19 protein-coding genes are annotated in these 18,626 nt (G+C 37.7%); 15 read left to right on the forward strand and 4 right to left on the reverse strand.

Features of this window, described 5'->3' with window-relative positions; all coding sequences use genetic code 11:
- Positions 1-120: 120 nt before the first annotated feature.
- Together H9632_RS00120 and secA2 are read right to left on the reverse strand one after the other, a co-directional pair.
- Positions 121-1,026 (reverse strand): accessory Sec system S-layer assembly protein, encoded by a 906-nt coding sequence (locus tag H9632_RS00120; RefSeq protein ID WP_191702105.1) that lies wholly within the window; start codon positions 1,024-1,026, stop codon positions 121-123.
- A gap of 4 nt (positions 1,027-1,030) precedes the next feature.
- The gene (gene secA2, locus H9632_RS00125; protein WP_191702106.1) at positions 1,031-3,391 is read right to left on the reverse strand and encodes an accessory Sec system translocase SecA2; all 2,361 of its coding nucleotides are present in this window, start codon (positions 3,389-3,391) and stop codon (positions 1,031-1,033) included.
- 369 nt (positions 3,392-3,760) lie between these two features.
- On the opposite strand from secA2, the gene H9632_RS00130 reads away from it, so the two are divergent.
- On the forward strand, positions 3,761-4,816 hold the full coding sequence (locus H9632_RS00130) for a glycosyltransferase family 4 protein (protein WP_191702107.1): 1,056 nt from the start codon (positions 3,761-3,763) through the stop codon (positions 4,814-4,816).
- A gap of 131 nt (positions 4,817-4,947) precedes the next feature.
- On the opposite strand, the gene H9632_RS00135 is transcribed toward H9632_RS00130, so the two are convergent.
- Together H9632_RS00135 and H9632_RS00140 are read right to left on the reverse strand one after the other, a co-directional pair.
- Positions 4,948-5,997: an LCP family protein gene (locus H9632_RS00135; protein WP_191702108.1), complete on the reverse strand. Its 1,050-nt coding sequence runs from the start codon at positions 5,995-5,997 to the stop codon at positions 4,948-4,950.
- A 135-nt stretch (positions 5,998-6,132) separates the two neighbouring features.
- Positions 6,133-6,768 carry a YigZ family protein gene (locus tag H9632_RS00140; RefSeq protein WP_191702109.1) on the reverse strand — a complete coding sequence of 212 codons (636 nt, stop codon included), beginning with the start codon at positions 6,766-6,768 and terminating at the stop codon, positions 6,133-6,135.
- Positions 6,769-6,929: 161 nt separating this feature from the next.
- Here H9632_RS00140 and H9632_RS00145 point away from each other — a divergent pair, with 161 nt between their 5' ends.
- The 14 genes from H9632_RS00145 to csrA all read left to right on the forward strand — a co-directional run bounded on the left by H9632_RS00145 (position 6,930) and on the right by csrA (position 18,626).
- A complete protein-coding gene (locus H9632_RS00145; protein WP_191702110.1) occupies positions 6,930-8,093 on the forward strand; it encodes a sensor histidine kinase in 1,164 nt (387 codons plus the stop codon).
- Between the two features lie 22 nt (positions 8,094-8,115).
- A complete protein-coding gene (locus tag H9632_RS00150; protein ID WP_191702111.1) occupies positions 8,116-8,790 on the forward strand; it encodes a response regulator transcription factor in 675 nt (224 codons plus the stop codon).
- A gap of 255 nt (positions 8,791-9,045) precedes the next feature.
- The gene (locus tag H9632_RS00155; protein ID WP_191702112.1) at positions 9,046-9,561 is read left to right on the forward strand and encodes a nuclear transport factor 2 family protein; all 516 of its coding nucleotides are present in this window, start codon (positions 9,046-9,048) and stop codon (positions 9,559-9,561) included.
- A 167-nt stretch (positions 9,562-9,728) separates the two neighbouring features.
- Positions 9,729-10,571 (forward strand): DegV family protein, encoded by an 843-nt coding sequence (locus H9632_RS00160; RefSeq protein ID WP_191702113.1) that lies wholly within the window; start codon positions 9,729-9,731, stop codon positions 10,569-10,571.
- 653 nt (positions 10,572-11,224) lie between these two features.
- Positions 11,225-12,304, forward strand: a complete 1,080-nt coding sequence (locus tag H9632_RS00165) for a DEAD/DEAH box helicase (protein ID WP_318247655.1) — start codon at positions 11,225-11,227, stop codon at positions 12,302-12,304.
- Complete coding sequence (locus H9632_RS00170; protein WP_191702115.1) at positions 12,297-12,902, forward strand: ComF family protein; 606 nt, start codon at positions 12,297-12,299, stop codon at positions 12,900-12,902. The genes H9632_RS00165 and H9632_RS00170 overlap by 8 nt, the downstream gene beginning before the upstream one ends.
- Positions 12,903-13,000: 98 nt before the next feature.
- A complete protein-coding gene (locus H9632_RS00175) occupies positions 13,001-13,411 on the forward strand; it encodes a TIGR03826 family flagellar region protein (protein WP_191702116.1) in 411 nt (136 codons plus the stop codon).
- Positions 13,412-13,578: 167 nt separating this feature from the next.
- On the forward strand, positions 13,579-13,839 hold the full coding sequence (gene flgM, locus H9632_RS00180) for a flagellar biosynthesis anti-sigma factor FlgM (protein ID WP_191702117.1): 261 nt from the start codon (positions 13,579-13,581) through the stop codon (positions 13,837-13,839).
- Between the two features lie 35 nt (positions 13,840-13,874).
- The gene (locus H9632_RS00185; RefSeq protein ID WP_191702118.1) at positions 13,875-14,378 is read left to right on the forward strand and encodes a flagellar protein FlgN; all 504 of its coding nucleotides are present in this window, start codon (positions 13,875-13,877) and stop codon (positions 14,376-14,378) included.
- A 98-nt stretch (positions 14,379-14,476) separates the two neighbouring features.
- Positions 14,477-16,225, forward strand: a complete 1,749-nt coding sequence (gene flgK / locus H9632_RS00190) for a flagellar hook-associated protein FlgK (RefSeq protein WP_191702119.1) — start codon at positions 14,477-14,479, stop codon at positions 16,223-16,225.
- A 33-nt stretch (positions 16,226-16,258) separates the two neighbouring features.
- Positions 16,259-17,218 carry a flagellar hook-associated protein FlgL gene (gene flgL / locus H9632_RS00195; protein ID WP_191702120.1) on the forward strand — a complete coding sequence of 320 codons (960 nt, stop codon included), beginning with the start codon at positions 16,259-16,261 and terminating at the stop codon, positions 17,216-17,218.
- Between the two features lie 161 nt (positions 17,219-17,379).
- Positions 17,380-17,946: a DUF6470 family protein gene (locus H9632_RS00200; RefSeq protein WP_191702121.1), complete on the forward strand. Its 567-nt coding sequence runs from the start codon at positions 17,380-17,382 to the stop codon at positions 17,944-17,946.
- A 14-nt stretch (positions 17,947-17,960) separates the two neighbouring features.
- Positions 17,961-18,404 carry a flagellar assembly protein FliW gene (gene fliW, locus H9632_RS00205; RefSeq protein ID WP_191702122.1) on the forward strand — a complete coding sequence of 148 codons (444 nt, stop codon included), beginning with the start codon at positions 17,961-17,963 and terminating at the stop codon, positions 18,402-18,404.
- The gene (gene csrA / locus H9632_RS00210; RefSeq protein ID WP_191702123.1) at positions 18,405-18,626 is read left to right on the forward strand and encodes a carbon storage regulator CsrA; all 222 of its coding nucleotides are present in this window, start codon (positions 18,405-18,407) and stop codon (positions 18,624-18,626) included.

An 18,626-nucleotide genomic window follows, 5' to 3' on the forward strand; every position in this document is an offset into this window, starting at 1 on the left:
GCTAACAAATAGCGGTCGCATAAATTTCTACGACACATATTGCTTATTAAATCCTCACGCACTAAAAAACAGCATTCGGAGTGAATATGAATTCCGAATGCTGTATATGAAAGTTAACTTCTATTGTGGTACACGAGCTGTCCAGCGGGAAAGATCGATCCCTTTAACAGTAACTAATTCTTTCGGGAAAATAAATGTCCAAGGCTTTGTCGTATTCGGCTGTACAGATAAGACAGGATCTAATTTGAATGAGCCTTTTGCAACAACAACATTACGGGCATCCATTATTTCAAGCGGTAATTGCTCCAGATTAATTGCTTTATCATGGCCATTACGGATAAAGATTGATGCATGTAAGCTACCGTCATTGTTCATCTTAGCTTGTAATCCTGTGAAGTTTACTTCGGTTTTGCCTAGTTTAGGTAAAGTTTTCACGATTTCTTCAAGTTTTTCTTGCTGATCTTTTGGCAATTGTTTTTTCCATGTATCATCTAAGTCTAATTGGTGACCACGTAATGATAGTAAGTTGAATGAAATCTTCCAGCCTTCTTCTGGTACTTTGTCTGCTGTAATGGAAGAAGCAGGGAAAGTGAAGATCCATGGACGTGCACTTTCTGCCGGGATTACACCTAGCTCTTTGAAGTCAAAGTATTGTGCAGCTAAACGGTTGTCGTCTTTATCTAAAATTAATAATTCGATATCGCCTAATTCGATTGCTTCGGATAATGAAGAACGGAAAAATGCTTTTACATTCCATGAACCGTTAGACTGTGAAGGTTCAATATTAATTGCCGATAATGATAATTGATTTGGCTTTAATGGTGCTAAATCGTTCGCTAAGAAATTGAATACATATTTTTGTTCTTGTGGTACATCCCATTCAGGATGGAAAGATAAATTTGTAATAACATCACGATTTTCATCTTTTTTTGAAGATTTACCAGATGTTTCTACGACTGATGATGAATCAACAGCACTATCTTTACCTACTTTGTCACTTTTTTTAAATAAATCAAATAAACCCATTCTGTTATTCCTCCACATTCATCGTAATATTTTTCATAAATGCAACAAGTTCTTCTACAATTGTACGACGAAGTTCTTGATAGTTTTTACCGAATAATTCTAAACCTTCACGTTGGTAAATTCTCATTGGGTCTTCTTGTTGGTAATGACGTAAGCCAATACCTTCTTTTAAGTGCGTCATTTGCTCTAAATGCTTTACCCACATATGGTCGATATAGCTTAGCATTACCTTTGGGATAACTGACATAATTTGTTCGTTTTCCTCAAAGCTTTCGATTACAGCCTTTAATTGTTTTACAGGAGGATCCATCGCATCAAGTAAATTTTTCACCTTATTTTCATCGCGATTAACTTTGACAGGCTCAATAAATAGGGAGTTTACTGTTTTCTCCATCTTATCGAAATCCCATTCAATAACATCTTTATCTTCTGGGGCATTTTCACGAACTGCAAAGTCCACTGTTTCATACATCATACGAATCAGTAAAGGAATAATATCTTCATTCTTTAATACTTTATCGCGTAAATCATAGACAATTCGACGCTGATCATTAATAACATCATCCAGCTTTAAGTTGTATTCACGCATAGAGAAATGTGCACCCTCAACGATACGCTGTGTACGTTCAATTAGCTCTGTCACTTCTTTATTCTGTACGACACCAATGTCGTTAGTAGTCATTTTTTTACGGAATTTTTCTACATCATCTTTCGCGAAACGCTTGAACATATCGTCTTCAATGGATAGGATGAATTGAGTTTCGCCTAAGTCACCCTGACGACCGGAACGTCCGCGTAACTGGTTATCAACACGACGGCTTTCGTGCTTTTCCGTTCCGATAACAAACAGACCGCCTAGCTCTTCAACGCCATCTCCCAATACGATATCCGTACCACGACCGGCCATGTTAGTGGCAACTGTAATTCGGCTTCTTTGCCCCGCCTCTGAGATTAATTCAACCTCTTGCTCGACTGTTTTTGCGTTTAATAATTGGAAATCCAATCCGTATTTCTTTAAGTAGCTAGCCACTTTTTCGGATTGTAGTATAGAAGTTGTTCCGATTAATATCGGTTGGCCTTTTTCATGGCGGCGTAATGCTTCCTGGGCAACATATTCGTATTTTTGCTCAATCTTTTCAAATACTAGATCGGGTTGGTCAAGACGGCGGCGCGGGCGATTCGTTGGAATTTGAATAACGCGCATGCCGTAAACTTCCAAAATCTCTTTTTCTTGTGTTTTCGCAGTACCAGTCATCCCTGATAGTTTCGGGTACATACGGAAGTAGTTTTGAATTGTAACTTGTGCTTGTGCTTTATTCTCATCAGTAATCGTTACGCCTTCTTTTGCTTCGATTGCCTGGTGTAAACCGTCTGAAAGTGAACGACCTTCCATAATACGACCTGTGAACATATCCACTAGCTCGATTTTGTCATCACGTACGATGTAATCGACATCAAGCTCAAACATTACGTGTGCACGGACAGCCTGAATCACATAGTGATACAAAGTTTGATGCTCTAAGTCATACAAATTGTCGACCCCGAATGCAGCTTCAACTTTTTCAATACCTTGATCCGTTAATGAAGTTGCTTTCGTTTCATCGTCGAAATCATAATCTTCTTCAGGTTTGAAACGTTTTGCCAGCATTGCTGCAATGCGGTGCAATTCTTCATTGGCACCCATTTTACCTGCAATAATCAACGGCGTTTTCGCTTCGTCGATTAAAACAGAGTCCACTTCATCAATAATGGCGAAGTGGTAAGGTCGCTGAACTTTATCACCAATAGTATGAGCCATATTATCACGTAAGTAATCGAAACCGAATTCCGTCCCAACACCATATGTAATATCAGCATTATACGCTTCCTTTTTATCTGCCGGTTCCATCATCGGTACGTTAAGACCAACTGTTAGACCAAGGAAACGGTGAATTTGTCCGATTAATTCGAAGTCACGTTTTGCCAAGTAATCATTTACTGTAATAACGTGAACTCCTTTACCTTCTAATGCACGTACATAGGAAGGGAGTGAGGCAACCAATGTTTTACCTTCGCCAGTTGGCATTTCGGCAATATTACCTTCAGTTAATACTAGACCACCAATCAGCTGGACATCGAAATGGCGCATGTTTAATACACGTTTGGAAGCTTCACGGACAACAGCAAATGCATCCGGGATAATGTCGACAAGCTGTTCGCCGTTTTCTAAACGTTCCTTAAATGTAAATGTCATATTTCGAAGCTCATCATCTGACATTGGACTATATATGGCTTCGAGTTTATTAATTTGCTCTACAGTTTTGTAGTATTTTTTTAGCTCTCGAGCACTAGTTTGCTCTTTACTGCGTTTGAAAATTGAGAACATTATTTTACTCTCCTTTAAAATTGGCTACTTTAATATAGTAGACACTCAATTATTTTATCAAATTTTGCTTAAAAAGACTACCAATCAAAAGGGTATTCACAGGAATAGCAGAAATAATATGGAAAATTATACGGTAAAGAGTAATGTTTTTTTTAATAATAATCCTTTTATATTACAAAATATTTGGTATATAAAACATAGTTAAACAATTTATGGCATACGAGTAAAAAGAGTGGAAGGAAATATATCTATATTTTATGAAGTAATCATGCTATACTAATCATGAAAAATAATGTAGAGTTTTACGGAATTTTAAACGCTGCGATTAATCGTATTGTTTTGACCCTACAAAAATTAAGGAGGAGAGACATGATTTACGTGTCTTTAATCGTAGCTTTTATTGCTGCAATTATACTAACTCCGCTTGTGAAGCGATTGGCTTTTCGCCTTGGAGCTGTAGATGCACCAAACTATCGTAAAGTGCATGCGCGCATTATGCCGAGACTTGGTGGCTTAGCAATTTTTGGTGCGTTTATGATTGGGATTTTACTTTTAAAATTTGTTACGAACTTTCAAAGTGATTATTTATATGCGATCTTAATCGCTGCGACAATTATCGTAATTACAGGTATTGTGGATGATATGCGGGAGATTTCCGCAAAGGCTAAATTGCTTGGCCAAATAATAGCAGCCTGTATTGTTGTATTTGGCGGTGGCATTCAAATCGATAATATTAACTTACCATTTGGTGGAGAACTTGAATTTGGTTGGTTAGGTATTCCTTTTACTATTATTTGGATTGTCGGCATTACTAATGCAATTAATTTAATCGATGGATTAGATGGACTTGCTGCGGGTGTATCGACAATAGCCTTAATCACATTGGCGGTTATGGCAATGATTATGGGGAATGGTATTGTAATTGCAATGGCAGCCATCTTAGCTGCAGCGACAATTGGTTTCCTGTTTTTCAATTTCCACCCTGCGAAAATTTTCATGGGGGATACAGGCGCGTTATTTTTAGGATTTATGATTGCAGTACTTGCACTTTTAGGTTTTAAAAATGTAGCAGTTATTTCATTCGTTATTCCTGTTATTATGTTGGGTGTTCCAATTTCTGATACATTCTTCGCTATTGTGCGTCGTTTGCGCAGTGGTAAAAAATGGTCGGATCCAGACAAATCCCATTTACATCACCGTTTATTGGATGTAGGTTTTTCTCATTCTCAAACAGTAATGATTATTTATGCGATGGCAGCTATGTTTGGTCTCGCAGCCGTAATTTTCTCAATGGCAAAAGTATGGGGCGCAATTTTACTAATTGCTGTTATTTTAGTGGCGATTGAGTTATTTGTTGAAATTATTGGCCTAGCAGGGAAAAACTATAAACCATTGCTCAATCTAGTAAGGATATTCAACAAATGAAAAGATCGAAACAAGTAAATGGCTAACGGCTGTTTACTTGTTTTTTATTTGGGGAATAGTTCATTTTGCAATATTATTACGCTATAAAAGAATAAAAAACCAACCTCCGAATGAACGGAGATTGGTTTGGTTTATTGTGTATCTGTATTAGATTTTGTTGTATATGCAGAATTCGTTTGGGAGCTAGTACCTGAAATATTAGTAGATTCAGGGTTTAGACCTAAATGACTTTGCAAAATATGGCTTACTTCATCCAGTGCATCTTCATCTAATTTGTAGTAGTATACACCAGTTGACATATCGTCATATCCTTCTAACGTCAATGTATCAATTCGAGGCATACCATTTGTTAAGTAGCTGAAGAAAGACTTCATTTCAGTGAAAGTCATGTCTGTTTTCATATTGTTACCAACTGCTGAAATAACATCGTCATATTTTGTAAGCGATGTAAATGAGGAAGCTTTTGTAGCGATTGCTTTAATAATTTCCTGCTGGCGTTTTCCGCGTTCAATATCATTATCCTGCTTACGTGTACGGGCAAGTGCAAGTGCTTCACGCCCACCTAAAGTCTGTATACCTGGTTTTAAGTTTACCGTATTACGATCGAATTCATCCTTTTCGAGCATTGCGTAAGGTACTTCTGCTTCAATACCGCCTAATGCATCAACAATATCGATAAATGCGTTAAAGTTTAAACGTACGTAGTAATCAATTGGGATATCAAATAATTCCTCAACCGTTTCAATAGAAGCGAGTGTGCCACCACGAGCATGGGCATGGTTGATTTTATCCTTGTACCCAATATGCGGAATGTATACGTAGGAGTCACGTGGAATACTAACTAGCTTAACAGTTTTAGTTTTATTGTTTAAAGTGGCAAGCAAAAGTGCATCTGTACGGGAACTATCCGCGCCTTGACCACGCTTTTCACTATCGTCGACACCAAGCATTAAAATCGAAACATTGTCTTGTGCCGGCTCTACTTTTACTTCGCGATTTTCTGAAACTTTCCGGTCTTCTATCACTTCGTATGCGTTATTAGCAGCATGTTCCGCCTGCTTTGTTAAATAAACACCGTATGCAGTCGCACAAATTGCAAGCGATAAGGTAAGGAGCATCGTTACTTTGAAAAACAGTTTGATTTTCGACGAGCCCTTCTTTTTAGTTTGCCTTGTTTTCATAAATATTCTCCTCTAGGTTAGGGATAGGTTACTATATTAAAACGAGTATTATAAGTGTTTTCAATCTAATATAATATACTACAATCTACTTTTGTCGTAAAGTAACGATGTCATTCTTAAGCAGTAGAAGCATCATTACTCCTGGGGAAACTCGATAAACACTGCGTTCTCGTTTGTTATCGTTGCCTGGCCGTTCGTTAATTCCGTTATCCAATCGACAAAAATCTGCTCTTCCTCTTTTAGAACGTGCACACAAACTTCGACATTTTCTGCATAGTGAATATCTTGTAACATATAGTGCGAACTACGAATCTCATTTTCTATTTTCCCCAACCACACATAATCAATCCTAATTTTCAATAAATAATGTAATTTACGCTCGACAACTTGAGCAGCGGTAATCCCTTCAGTCGTAGCTTTACCATATGCGCGGATTAAGCCGCCTCCACCAAGCTTTATGCCACCGAAATAGCGGGTTACGACAACAACCGTATCTTTTAAACCTTGTTTTTTTAAAACTTCTAACATAGGAACGCCTGCAGTACCACTTGGTTCCCCATCATCATTTGCTTTTTGGATTTGATCATGCTCACCAACCATATAGCAAGAGCAGTTATGAGTAGCTCCGGCATGTATTTTTTTTATTTTTTCTATAAAAAGCAGAGCTTCCTCTTCCGTCTCTGCACGATTGACATATGTCAAAAACCGTGATTTTGATATAATTATTTCCGATTCTCCGTAACTTTTTACGGTTAAATAGTTGTTTCTCATTATATATTCCCCTTATTTTACCATATGGATTTAGAATTTGTGGTCATAATTTAACTTAAAAAATATTTGAATAATGCTATAATATTTATGTACTATAATAGTTGTAAATATAATAAAAAGATAGAGTAGTTCGCATTCTTAGGAAGTAAGGTGGGGGAAAAGTGCTTGAAAATAATCAAATAGATGTTGCCTCGCTGGATGTAATATTTAATCGAATGTTAGAAACTATTACAAATTCTAAAGATGATATATTTATAATAAGTGAACAAAGCCGAAGAAGCTTCGAAGATATGCAACAAGAGTTGGAGATTGTTCGTCAAGAAATAAAGATTATCATCGATGAAAGTGATGATTTAGAAAGAAAGTTACAATTATCTAGACAACGGTTAGTCGTTGTTAGCAGGAATTTCAATGAACATTCCGAACAACAAATTCGTGAGGCTTATGAAAATACAAGTAAGCTCCAATTAGAAGTTACCATTTGCCGTGAGCGCGAAAAACAACTAAGAGATAAGCGAGACGATTTAGAAAGACGATTGCGTACACTTTATGATACGATTGAAAGAGCGGATCATATTGTGAACCAGGTAAATGTTGTCATTAATTTTTTGACGACCGATTTAAAAAACGTTGGGGCAGCACTGGAACAAGCAAAAATAAAGCAAGACTTTGGTATTCGTATTATTGCTGCTCAGGAAGAAGAGCGCAAGCGATTGTCACGCGAAATTCATGATGGGCCAGCACAAATGATGGCAAATGTACTCATGCGCTCAAATTTGATTGACCGTACATACCGAGAAAAGGGAGTAGAGGCTGCATTAAACGAAATAAATGATTTAAAAGTCAGTGTTCGTAATGCTTTATCTGAAGTACGACGTATTATTTATGATTTACGTCCAATGGCACTTGATGACTTAGGGATTGGCCCGACACTAAAGAAGTACTTATCTACACTGATGGAATACAATCCGAATACCGACATTCAATTCATCTCGTACAATAATGAGCGCAGAATTCCTTCTAATTATGAGGTAGCGATCTTCCGGTTAGTGCAGGAAAGTGTAAATAATGCAATAAAACACGGAAAATCCAACTTGATTATTGTAAAAATTGAGTGGCTGGAAGCCGAAATAAATGTTGTCGTGAAAGATAATGGAGCCGGATTTGATACGGAAAATGTTCGACAGGGAGCATTTGGTATAATAGGAATGAAAGAAAGAATTGAGTTATTAAAAGGCTCTATAAAAATTAGTAGTGATATTGGTAACGGTTCTACCATTTTAATGAAAATTCCATTACCATCAAAAAATGAAGAGATATATTAAAAAGTTTCCAGGGGGTTTCTTAATGACGAAAATTATTATTATTGATGATCATCAACTATTCCGTGAAGGGGTAAAACGAATTTTAGACTTTGAAGATACATTTGAGGTTGTTGCTGAAGGTGATGATGGAACAGATGTAGTAAGTCTATATGAAAAAAATGAACCTGATGTTGTGTTAATGGATATTAACATGCCTCGCAAAAACGGTGTAGAAGCGACAGCTGACTTACTCGCAGTATACCCGGATGCAAAAGTAATGGTTTTATCTATTCACGACGATGAATCATACGTAACGCATGCATTAAAATCAGGTGCTTTAGGCTATATGCTTAAAGAGATGGATGCCGATGAAATCGTTGAAGCTATTAAAGTTGTTTCAAATGGTGGTTCATACTTGCATCCAAAAGTAACGAAAAACCTGGTTGCGGAATTCCGCCGCTTATCTGAGCACGAAAATAAAGGGAATTTCCACCAAACGGAAATTCGCCGTCCATTCCACTTATTAACAAAGCGTGAATGTGAAGTGCTTCAATTACTTACGGATGGTCAATCAAACCGTACAATTGGCGAGACACTTTTCATCTCGGAAAAAACGGTTAAAAACCATGTTTCAAGCATTTTACAAAAAATGAATGTAAACGACCGTACACAAGCCGTTGTAACAGCAATTAAAAATGGCTGGGTAGAGGTTCGATAATACTATTTAATGTTAAAAGCAGAGAGCCGATTTGGTATCTCTGTTTTTTATTTGCAATAGTGATGCTTCCAGGTTAGTTATCGTCTTATATATTCTCATAATTTCCCAGCTATATTTAATTCGATTAGCTACAATATAAGAAACATCTGTGAACAAGTTTCGTCTATATGTGTTATAGATGCTTAAGAGAATGTTCGGGACATCGAAGTTTAGATAGTTGTATGCTAAAATGTTTTGCGGGAGGTTTGAAAAATTATGAAAAAGTGGTTAATAGCTGTCCTGTCGATAATTGTACTTGCAGCTTGTGGGGACGAAAAAGACGCATCACCAGAAAAACTGCAAAAAACGATCGATGAAGGTACGGTTGGTTTTGAAATTTTAGGTGATTCAATTCAGGAAGCTACTGGAGTTCCTGAGGAAGAAAAAAAGAAAATTATATCTGCCTTTGATGAATATATTAAAGCCTTCAATGAAAAAGATTTAGAACGTTATAAAAATATTATTTCAAAAAATGCTAAAGGCTTCAATTATGAAGAAGATATCCAAGCCGTATCCGCAGTATTTGATCAATATGATGTGAAGCGTACCGCAGAAGATATAACAATTGTAAAATATAGTGGAGAAGAAGCGCAGGTTTTTTCAAATTTAAAGACAGAAACAAAAGAAATGGAAACAGGTGCTGAGCTTTCCGGTGTGGGTCGACAAGTAACCGTATTTATGAAAGAAGACGGTTGGAAAGTTTCGAGCATTTATTATATTGGCAGTGAATAATACTTTTAATATACATGAAAAGCATCTTGCGAAAATAATCGTTGAGATGTTTTTTCGTATAACAAACTTTTGATGGAAGAGGGAAGTTCTCTACAGAAAAGGCATTTTTTCGTTCACAATTACATAGAGTTCATGTAAACTAGTGAACATAGGAGAGTGGGAGAGCAATGAAAACAGCAATTGTGACAGATAGTACAGCCTATTTAACACTTGAAGAACGAAAAACGTACAATATTCATATGATTCCATTGAGTGTGAACATTGAAGGAACATTTTATGATGAGGAAATTGATATTACAGCTTCAGAGTTTTATGACCGAGTGCGTGGTGCTAAGGAATTTCCTAAAACAACACAGCCATCTGTCGGAAAATTCGTCGAGCTTTTTGAAACAATAGAAAAAGAATATGATGAGATCGTAACAATCCATTTATCAAGCGGCATTAGCGGAACTTTCCAAGGTGCTGTACAAGCGAGCGGTATGGTGGAAGGGACTAACATATACGCATTTGATTCAGAAGTTGCGGCATATTTGCAGGGGATGTACGTGAAGGAAGCGGCTAAACTAGCTTTGGAAGGTGCATCAGGGGAACAGATTATGGCCCACTTAAACGAATTGAAACATACTATGGATGAATATATTATTGTCGATGATTTACAGCATTTACAACGCGGTGGTCGATTATCGGCGGCAGCGGCATTAATTGGTGGCTTACTGCAAGTAAAACCAATTTTAACGTTTGAGAACAAAGTAATTGTCCCATTCGAAAAAATTCGTACACGCAAAAAAGCAATACGTCGTGTAGAAGAGCAATTAGCATCAGCGGTCGAAAAACATGGTGCACTTCAAGCGGTAGTAATTCACGCCAACTGTGAGGATGAAGCACGTGAATGGATGGGTTCACTCGCGGCTGCTTATCCAACAGTCGATTTCACGCTTAGCTATTTCGGTCCGGTGATCGGTACACACTTAGGTGAAGGTGCCATTGCAATCGGCTGGATGAAAAAGTAATACAACCATGCGCAAACAGTCACTACTAACTTATTAGTAGAGTGGCTGTTTTTTTGTTTATTGAGGGTGAGAATGTTGTGCCGAAAAAGGATTGTGAACAGGGTAAGTGGGAATTGGTGTTTCACACTAGATATTAGAAAGTCTCATTTAGAAAATGGAACGTGAACAGAGGATAGTAGAAACTGCCGCACGAAAAATAACCCTGGTACTAAACCTTATAGGTTATTTCAAAATATAAACAAAACAAAGGAGCGAAAACTATGTCCACAACAACTATATCAATAATTAAAAAGCATTACCGATTATTCCGGCCCATTTCCACCTCCAAATCAACAGCATCATCCTCCTCTCAAAAACATACCCGCTACTATGGCTTCATCCCTGAACCTGCTATCAAAAATTTCTTCACTGGTCGTATTTGGTCGCGCATGAACACGCCATATCCACAGTCTAAAATTGAAACTTATATCAAACGGGGGTATTTTGATATCACTCCAGCTGTTATTACAGAGCCCAAGCTAAAATGTCGCCGCTGTCTAAATGAACAACGGCCAAAATTTATTTCCTTTCACTGTGCTAAGTGCCAGAAAACGTGTCATTATTGCCGTCACTGTATTACGATGGGACGCATGTGCAGCTGTGATGAGCTAATAATGTGGAAAAAAGAACAACCTCGCTCCCGCATGCAGAAATCCCAAGTTGATTTTACTTGGACGGGAAAGCTTACTGTTCATCAGCAAAAAGCGGCTGATGAACTCCTAACTAGCTTGAAGCAAAACCGCAACCACCTCATTCATGCTGTCTGTGGTGCTGGAAAAACAGAGATCCTTTTTGCTCCTATCTACGCGTCACTTAAAGCTGGGAAAAGAGTTTGTGTAGCAACGCCGAGAACGGATGTGGTGCTCGAGCTTTATCCCCGCTTTCAACAAGTCTTTCAGCAAATTACGATTCATGCACTATATGGCGGCGCACAAAATGATACACAATTTGCACAGCTAATTCTTGCAACAACACATCAGCTTTACCGGTTTGAAAATGCGTTTGACGTGATGATTGTGGATGAAGCTGATGCATTTCCTTATACGTATGACGAAGCATTGCAGCGTGCAGTAATGAAAGCTAGAAAAGCCAAAGCACCAATAGCCTTTGTTACCGCCACGCCTTCAACAAAACTACTCATTCAGCAAAGAAATGAGAAATGGGGATACTCCTTTATTGCGCGGAGATTTCACGGACAGTTACTTCCTGTCCCGCGATATCAGGCACTATGGAATTATGAAAAAGTATTTTACAAAGAAAAAATCCCTCAAAAACTCAAAAACTGGGTGGAACAAAGGCTCCAAAATCAACAGCCCTTCCTTATTTTTTTTCCGACCATTGAATTAATGGAACAAGCGACGCCCCTATTTCAGCATATCGAACCAACAATTGAAAGTGTCCATTCCGAAGACCCTGACCGAAAAGAGAAAGTAATGCAATTGCGCAATGAAGAAAGGAAAGGCTTATTGACGACAACAATATTAGAGCGCGGTATAACGATAAAAAATGTACAAGTAGCAGTTGTTGGAGCAGATAATCCTGTTTTTACATCCAGTGCGCTAATCCAAATTAGCGGAAGAGTTGGACGGAATATGCACTATCCATCAGGTGATATTGTATTTTTCCATCACGGCATCACGATGGAAATGGATCAGGCACGTAAGAAAATACTGGAGATGAATTATTATGAATAAGCCTATCCAGCATTGCTTGCTTTGTGAACGGGAGCTAAACCAAAGTTTCGGGTGGGAAGAGCTTCTAAGAAAAACATTGCCTCAAACAATTTGCCCACGCTGTGAACAACGCTTCCATCGAGTTGAACAACAACAGGAAGAAGGAGTCGTGTCTTTATACCATTATAATGAAGCGATGAAAGATTTTTTGCATCGCTATAAATTCCTTCATGATATAGTTCTCGCCCATGTATTCAACCGTATTCTTCATGAACAGCTCAAAAATGAAAAGCGGCTCGTTATTCCCATACCGATGCACCTCGAAAATTTAAAAACAAGAACTTTTGCTCATATTGACGAATTATTGAAGGCAGCCAGTATTCCCTTTGCCCATCATTTAATAAAGCTGTCAAATGAGCAGCAAGCGTTAAAAACGAGAGAACAGCGATTACAAACGCCACAGCTCTTTGAAGTAGTGAACGTAACGGAAATAAAAGGTGGAAATTTACTCTTAGTGGACGATATTTATACGACAGGTACTACTTTAAACCATGCGAAAAGAGCGTTACTGCAGGCTGGTGCAAAAACGGTGAAAGGCTTTACGCTCATACATGGCTAAAACGGCCACCTTAGAGAGTTTGGAAAGTTGTCAATAAAAATACCTATGGATTATGTATAATTGACTATGAGGAATTGTAAGGAAAAAGGGGGATGTATATGGCGGAATTACGGAATTGTCCAGTATGCGAGGGTTTTTTCAATTATACAGGCGTGAGAGAAGTATGCCATAATTGTGCACAAAAAGAAGAGGACATGTATCAAGTCGTCTATCGTTTTTTACGTAAGCGGGAAAACCGTGCAGCGAATGTGGACCGTATCGTAGAAGCGACAGGAGTCGAGCGTGACATGTTATATAAATGGGTGAGAAAAGGTCGTTTACACCCAGCCGTATTCCCAAGTTTAGGCTATCCATGTGATAATTGCGGACATTTAACAAACAAAGGTAAACTATGTGATAATTGCCAAGGTGAACTAAAATCAGAATTACGTACATTCGAAGCAGCTCAAGAGTTTCGCAATGATATTAAGCGCCGCGATCGTAGCACATACCTATCAGAAAAAAAATAGGGTCTTAAAACGAAGTCTTTTTCATGGGACTTCGTTTTTATTTTTCATAAAATAAGCTTATAATTTCAATATAGGTAGTGTTTTTTCGAATTAAAGCATAAACAATTGAATGAAGCAGTCGAAATAAAGAATAGACAATGCTTTTATTAAAAGGGAGGTCTTTAAAAATGAAAATTAATCCAATTAATGTACAGGCGATCAATACTTATAATAAGCAAGCACGCCCTGTGAAAAATGCAGAGACTCCAAAATCATTTGCAGATCATATCGAAATTTCCACAAAAGCAAAAGAAATGCAGGCCAATTCAACGTATTCTAACGAACGTGCAGAACGTGTGAAAAAGATTAAAGAAGATATTGATGCAGGGAATTACAAAGTAGACGCGAAACAAGTTGCAGAAGATATGCTTAAATTTTTCCGAGGATAACCGAAATATATTAGAAGTAAGGAGCGCTTAATTACATGTCAATTGCCAACATTGTCGTCACGCTGGAGAAGCTAGAGAAAATGCATAAAAGTTTACTGGAGCTAGCACTTGCGAAAACGGAATATATTAAGCAAGGTGATATGGAAAAGCTTGATCAGCTCATCAAAAATGAACAGGCACATGTAGCAGCAATTAATAAACTGGAACAACAGCGTCAGTCGATGGTAACGGATTACCTCCGAGCAAATGGAATTGCTCTCACTGACACACCGTCTGTTGCCGATGTGATTAATGCTGCTGAAAACATCGAATCAAAAGAATCATTAGTAAATGTACGCGAACGTTTAGTCACACTATTAAATCAACTGAAAATCCAAAACGAATTAAATCAAAAAATGGTACTTAATTCGTTGCAATTTATAAATGTGACATTAGATGCAATGCGTCCGCAACGTACAGAGCAGTTTAATTACTCAGGTGCTCAAATACGTGGGAATTCAGAAATCACAAAACGATCGTTCAATGAATTTAAAGCCTAATCGCATGTAAGTTTCCGCATGCAGCGGGAGCGATAAATGCGTTTTTTTGTAGAAATTTAACAAAATCCAAAACACTACCTTAAAAGGAGGCCCTTTACATGCGCTCAACATTTATGGGACTTGAAGCAAGCAAACGTGGTCTATACACGCAGCAATCAGCACTTTATACAACAGGACATAATATTTCAAATGCCAATACAATAGGCTATTCTCGTCAACGAGTTAATATGGAGACAACACCAGGATTTCCAGGTACTGGCTTAAATACTGGGAAAACAGCTGGGCATATCGGAACAGGTGTGCAGGCAAGCTCTGTTCAGCGGATTCGAGATGAGTTTGTAGACCGACAATATCGTCAAGAAACTAATAAGTTGGGTTATTGGCAATCGACTACAAAGTCAATTTCGCAAATGGAAGATATTATGGCCGAACCTTCAGAGTTTGGAATTAACAAAGCGTTTACAGAATTTTGGAAGTCGATGGAGGATGTTATTGACGACCCTAAAGATACAGCAGCGCGTAAAGTAATGATTTCAAAAGGACAATCATTAACTGATTCGTTCAACTATATGGACACCCAGCTGAAGCAAATTCAAGGGAATATTGGGAATGAGATTAATGTTGTAACGGATCAAGTAAACAGCTTACTGAAGCAAATTGCAGATATTAATAAGCAAATTCAAACAGTAGAGCCAAATGGATATATGCCAAATGATCTTTACGATACGCGTGATGTGTTAGTCGATCAATTAAACGATATTATTCCTGTATCTATATCTTTGGAAAAATCAGGCGGTAATGCACTAGCAATCGCTGAAGGAAGTATGACAATAACGTATAAAGATGCGAGTGGCAAGTCAATTGATTTAGTGCGAGGAAAAGAGTTTGGGAGTTTGTCATCGGTAGGACCAGAACTAGATGCTACAGGCAATCCGGTTCTTGATGGTGCAGGTAATCCCGTTTATAAGGAAATCGATGGTGACGTGGACAATTCACAAACAGCAGGCTATTCACCATTTTCTCATATTGTGATGACAAGTGTGCCTATTAAAACTTTAAATCCAGCATATAATCCAAATGCTAAAGATCCGAATCATGGTGATTATGATCCAAACTATAGTGTTCCGGAATTTGTTTATCCACGCAATGAAGAGAACGTGAGTCATAATGCTCTTGAGCCAAGTAAAGGCAGATTAGCTGCTTTAATCGATGCGTATGGTTATGAAGATGCGGCTAAAAATGTGCAAGGGACTTACCCTGAAATGATGAAAAAAATTGATGGCTTAGCAAAAGAAATCATTGATCAATTTAATTCAGTCCACTCAAATGGGGTAGATCTTGCAGGACTCCAAGGAGTTAACTTTTTTGGTGGAACAACTGCTAGAGACATGAAGGTTGCAATTACTGATCCAAAACAAGTTGCCGCAGCAGGGGGACTGGAACCAATAATTGATCAAACTACCAATACCCAAGCCGTTGATCCTGTAACAGGATTACTAATGTTTAAAATAGAAGAAGGTAACAATAAAAACATACTCGGCCTTTCCGCATTGCAATCAGCTGTTTTAGGTAATTTACAAGGTGGCACATTCCAATCCTATTACAAATCGCTAATAGGAGAACTTGGTGTAAAAGGAAAGCAAGCAATAACAAATGAATACAACTCAACAACGTTACATCTACAAATCGAAAACAATCGTGCATCTCATAACTCGGTTTCACTAGATGAAGAAATGACAAATATGATTACATTCCAGCAAGCATACAATGCGAATGCACGTATGATTACTGTGATTGACGAAACATTGGACAAGATTATAAACGGCATGGGCCGCGTAGGTCTATAATATAAAATTTGCTAGGAAGAAGGGAATAATACGATGCGCGTAACACAATCGATGCTCTCTAGTAATATGCTTCGTAACTTAAATAATAGTTATAATAAAATGGCGAAATATCAAGAACAATTAAATTCGGGTAGTATTATTAACCGCCCGTCTGATGATCCAGTAGTTGCGGTTAAAGGAATGGGATATCGTGTTGATTTAGATAAAAATCAGCAATATCAACGAAACTTGAACCAAGCTAATACCTGGTTGGACGGCACTGATGAAGCCTTAGATCAAGTAGGAACATCATTAATTCGTGTCAAAGAGCTAATCGTTCAAGCAGCAAATGATACAAATACACCTGAGGATCGTCAGAAAATTAATGAGGAAATTAGTCAAATAAGACAGCATCTTAAAGATTTGGGGAATACAAAGGTTGGAGAAAACTATATCTTCTCGGGAACCCATACAAACGATCCCCTATTTGTAAATGATGCAATTAATACAAAGTTTACTCCAGTTCCTGATAGAATAGCTGTCCCTAACGCACCTTTAGTAGCAACTGAAAAATCAATTGATATTAATGTTTTTGACGGAATCAAGATGCAAATCAATACTGAAGGTGTTGGACTGTTTAAAGAAATAAACACATTCATGACTGAGGTAGAAAACCTTTTAAAAGACAATACGACAACAGGTAAAGATATTGGAGACTCACTAGGAGTTAACTTAATTGCGGGAGGTAATCCAGCTATTCCAGGCCTTGATGCATTAAATGAAAAAGTGCTAGTTAAGCGAGCTGAAGTTGGTGCAAAGCAAAATCGTGTTGAATTAATGGAAAGTCGACTTCAGATGCAGGAAGTCAATGTAACAAAGCAAAAGTCATTAAATGAAGATACAGATTATGCTAAAACAATTACAGAGATGGTAACGGCCGAATCTATCCACCAAGCGTCTTTATCTGTTGGAGCTAAAATTATCCAACAAACTTTAGTAGATTTCATCCGTTAATGAAATCTACTAAAGTTCTGTGCCGAAAGCAAAGCGACAGGCACAAACGGTTTTAGATAAGAAAGTAGATTTTATCCGTTAAACGTTTTAACTCATATTACATTAAAAGCGTTTGGACATGCTCCAAGCGCTTTTATTGAACAGAAGGGAGACCTCAAAATATGCGATTCCCACAAATTCAAATTTCAACGACTGATATACAAATGGATTATAGAATAACAAAGCCATTTCAACAAATTCGACAGCGACCAGCAGATTTAAAAATTTCCCAACCTGCTGCAACGGTCCAAATTAATACAACAAACGCCAAGCTAGATATTAACATGGATCAAATGTGGCGAGATTTAGGGTCAAAGCCAGTTGGTGAGTTTATAAGAGAATATGCACAAATGGGAAGGCAAGAAATGTTGAAGGGAATGTCCAGACGAATGGGTGAAGGCCGTCAAATCATGATGAGTGCTGGAAAGAATCAAGGCCGTGCTACAATCCAAAATATCTCCAAGCAAAATCATGGACCAGAACGTCCAGGTCCTTACAATATTAAATTTATTCCGTCGATTGGCTCAGTGAAAGTAAATATTACACCGGGAACAACAAACGTAAATATCGAACGCAATGCACCGAAAATTGACGTAAAAGTGAACAAGCCACAAATTGACTTCACTTATGGAAAAGTAAGTGGCAAAATGATGGTTAGACCAGATGTGCAAATTGACGTTATCGGCTAAAAGGAGCGGAACCAATGAACATTCAAACAAAATTTTTAGGCGAAGTAGAAATAGAGCAATCAGAAATACTTACATTCGAACAAGGCTTACCTGGGTTTCAACAATATACGAAATACATCCTTTTAGGGTTAGATGCTGATTTACCTATTGCCTTATTACAATCGACTGAAGATGAGCAAATTGGTTTTGTTGTAGGGTATCCATTTGCCTTTAAATCCGATTATACCTTTGATTTAAGCGAGGAAGACAAAGAACAGTTACAGCTAATGGAAGAAAGTGAAGTCGCAACATATACGGTCATCACATTAAAAGAAAATTTCACGGATTCTACAATTAACTTACTTGCGCCAATTATCATCAATACGAAACAAAAGCTAGGCAAACAAATTGTCCTACAGGATAGCGAGAAATACCCATTACGTTATCAAATCGCCATTTCTGAAGGAAGTGAAAAATAAATGCTAGTCTTAACACGAAAAAAAGGCGAAACAATTATGATTGGCGACCAAATTGAAGTGAAAGTTATTTCTGTTGATGGAGACCAAGTAAAGTTGGGGATTGTGGCTCCAAAGTCTGTTAAGGTTCATCGTTCTGAAGTATTTGAAGCGATTCAGCAGCAAAATAAAGAGGCTATGGCTAGTTCAATTGATATGTTGAAGCAATTTAAAATGAAAAAGTAA

The sequence above is a fragment of the Solibacillus merdavium genome (genome assembly GCF_014836935.1).
Taxonomy (GTDB): domain Bacteria; phylum Bacillota; class Bacilli; order Bacillales_A; family Planococcaceae; genus Solibacillus; species Solibacillus ferritrahens.

Excerpts from the sequence above, each read along its gene's own strand:
- H9632_RS00120 (WP_191702105.1), bottom strand. The coding sequence starts at position 1,026 with ATGGGTTTATTTGATTTATTTAAAAAAAGTGACAAAGTAGGTAAAGAT.
- secA2 (WP_191702106.1), bottom strand. The coding sequence starts at position 3,391 with ATGTTCTCAATTTTCAAACGCAGTAAAGAGCAAACTAGTGCTCGAGAG.
- H9632_RS00130 (WP_191702107.1), top strand. The coding sequence starts at position 3,761 with ATGATTTACGTGTCTTTAATCGTAGCTTTTATTGCTGCAATTATACTA.
- H9632_RS00135 (WP_191702108.1), bottom strand. The coding sequence starts at position 5,997 with ATGAAAACAAGGCAAACTAAAAAGAAGGGCTCGTCGAAAATCAAACTG.
- H9632_RS00140 (WP_191702109.1), bottom strand. The coding sequence starts at position 6,768 with ATGAGAAACAACTATTTAACCGTAAAAAGTTACGGAGAATCGGAAATA.
- H9632_RS00150 (WP_191702111.1), top strand. The coding sequence starts at position 8,116 with ATGACGAAAATTATTATTATTGATGATCATCAACTATTCCGTGAAGGG.
- H9632_RS00155 (WP_191702112.1), top strand. The coding sequence starts at position 9,046 with ATGAAAAAGTGGTTAATAGCTGTCCTGTCGATAATTGTACTTGCAGCT.
- H9632_RS00160 (WP_191702113.1), top strand. The coding sequence starts at position 9,729 with ATGAAAACAGCAATTGTGACAGATAGTACAGCCTATTTAACACTTGAA.
- H9632_RS00165 (WP_318247655.1), top strand. The coding sequence starts at position 11,225 with ATGTGGAAAAAAGAACAACCTCGCTCCCGCATGCAGAAATCCCAAGTT.
- H9632_RS00170 (WP_191702115.1), top strand. The coding sequence starts at position 12,297 with ATGAATAAGCCTATCCAGCATTGCTTGCTTTGTGAACGGGAGCTAAAC.
- H9632_RS00175 (WP_191702116.1), top strand. The coding sequence starts at position 13,001 with ATGGCGGAATTACGGAATTGTCCAGTATGCGAGGGTTTTTTCAATTAT.
- flgM (WP_191702117.1), top strand. The coding sequence starts at position 13,579 with ATGAAAATTAATCCAATTAATGTACAGGCGATCAATACTTATAATAAG.
- H9632_RS00185 (WP_191702118.1), top strand. The coding sequence starts at position 13,875 with ATGTCAATTGCCAACATTGTCGTCACGCTGGAGAAGCTAGAGAAAATG.
- flgK (WP_191702119.1), top strand. The coding sequence starts at position 14,477 with ATGCGCTCAACATTTATGGGACTTGAAGCAAGCAAACGTGGTCTATAC.
- flgL (WP_191702120.1), top strand. The coding sequence starts at position 16,259 with ATGCGCGTAACACAATCGATGCTCTCTAGTAATATGCTTCGTAACTTA.
- H9632_RS00200 (WP_191702121.1), top strand. The coding sequence starts at position 17,380 with ATGCGATTCCCACAAATTCAAATTTCAACGACTGATATACAAATGGAT.
- fliW (WP_191702122.1), top strand. The coding sequence starts at position 17,961 with ATGAACATTCAAACAAAATTTTTAGGCGAAGTAGAAATAGAGCAATCA.
- csrA (WP_191702123.1), top strand. The coding sequence starts at position 18,405 with ATGCTAGTCTTAACACGAAAAAAAGGCGAAACAATTATGATTGGCGAC.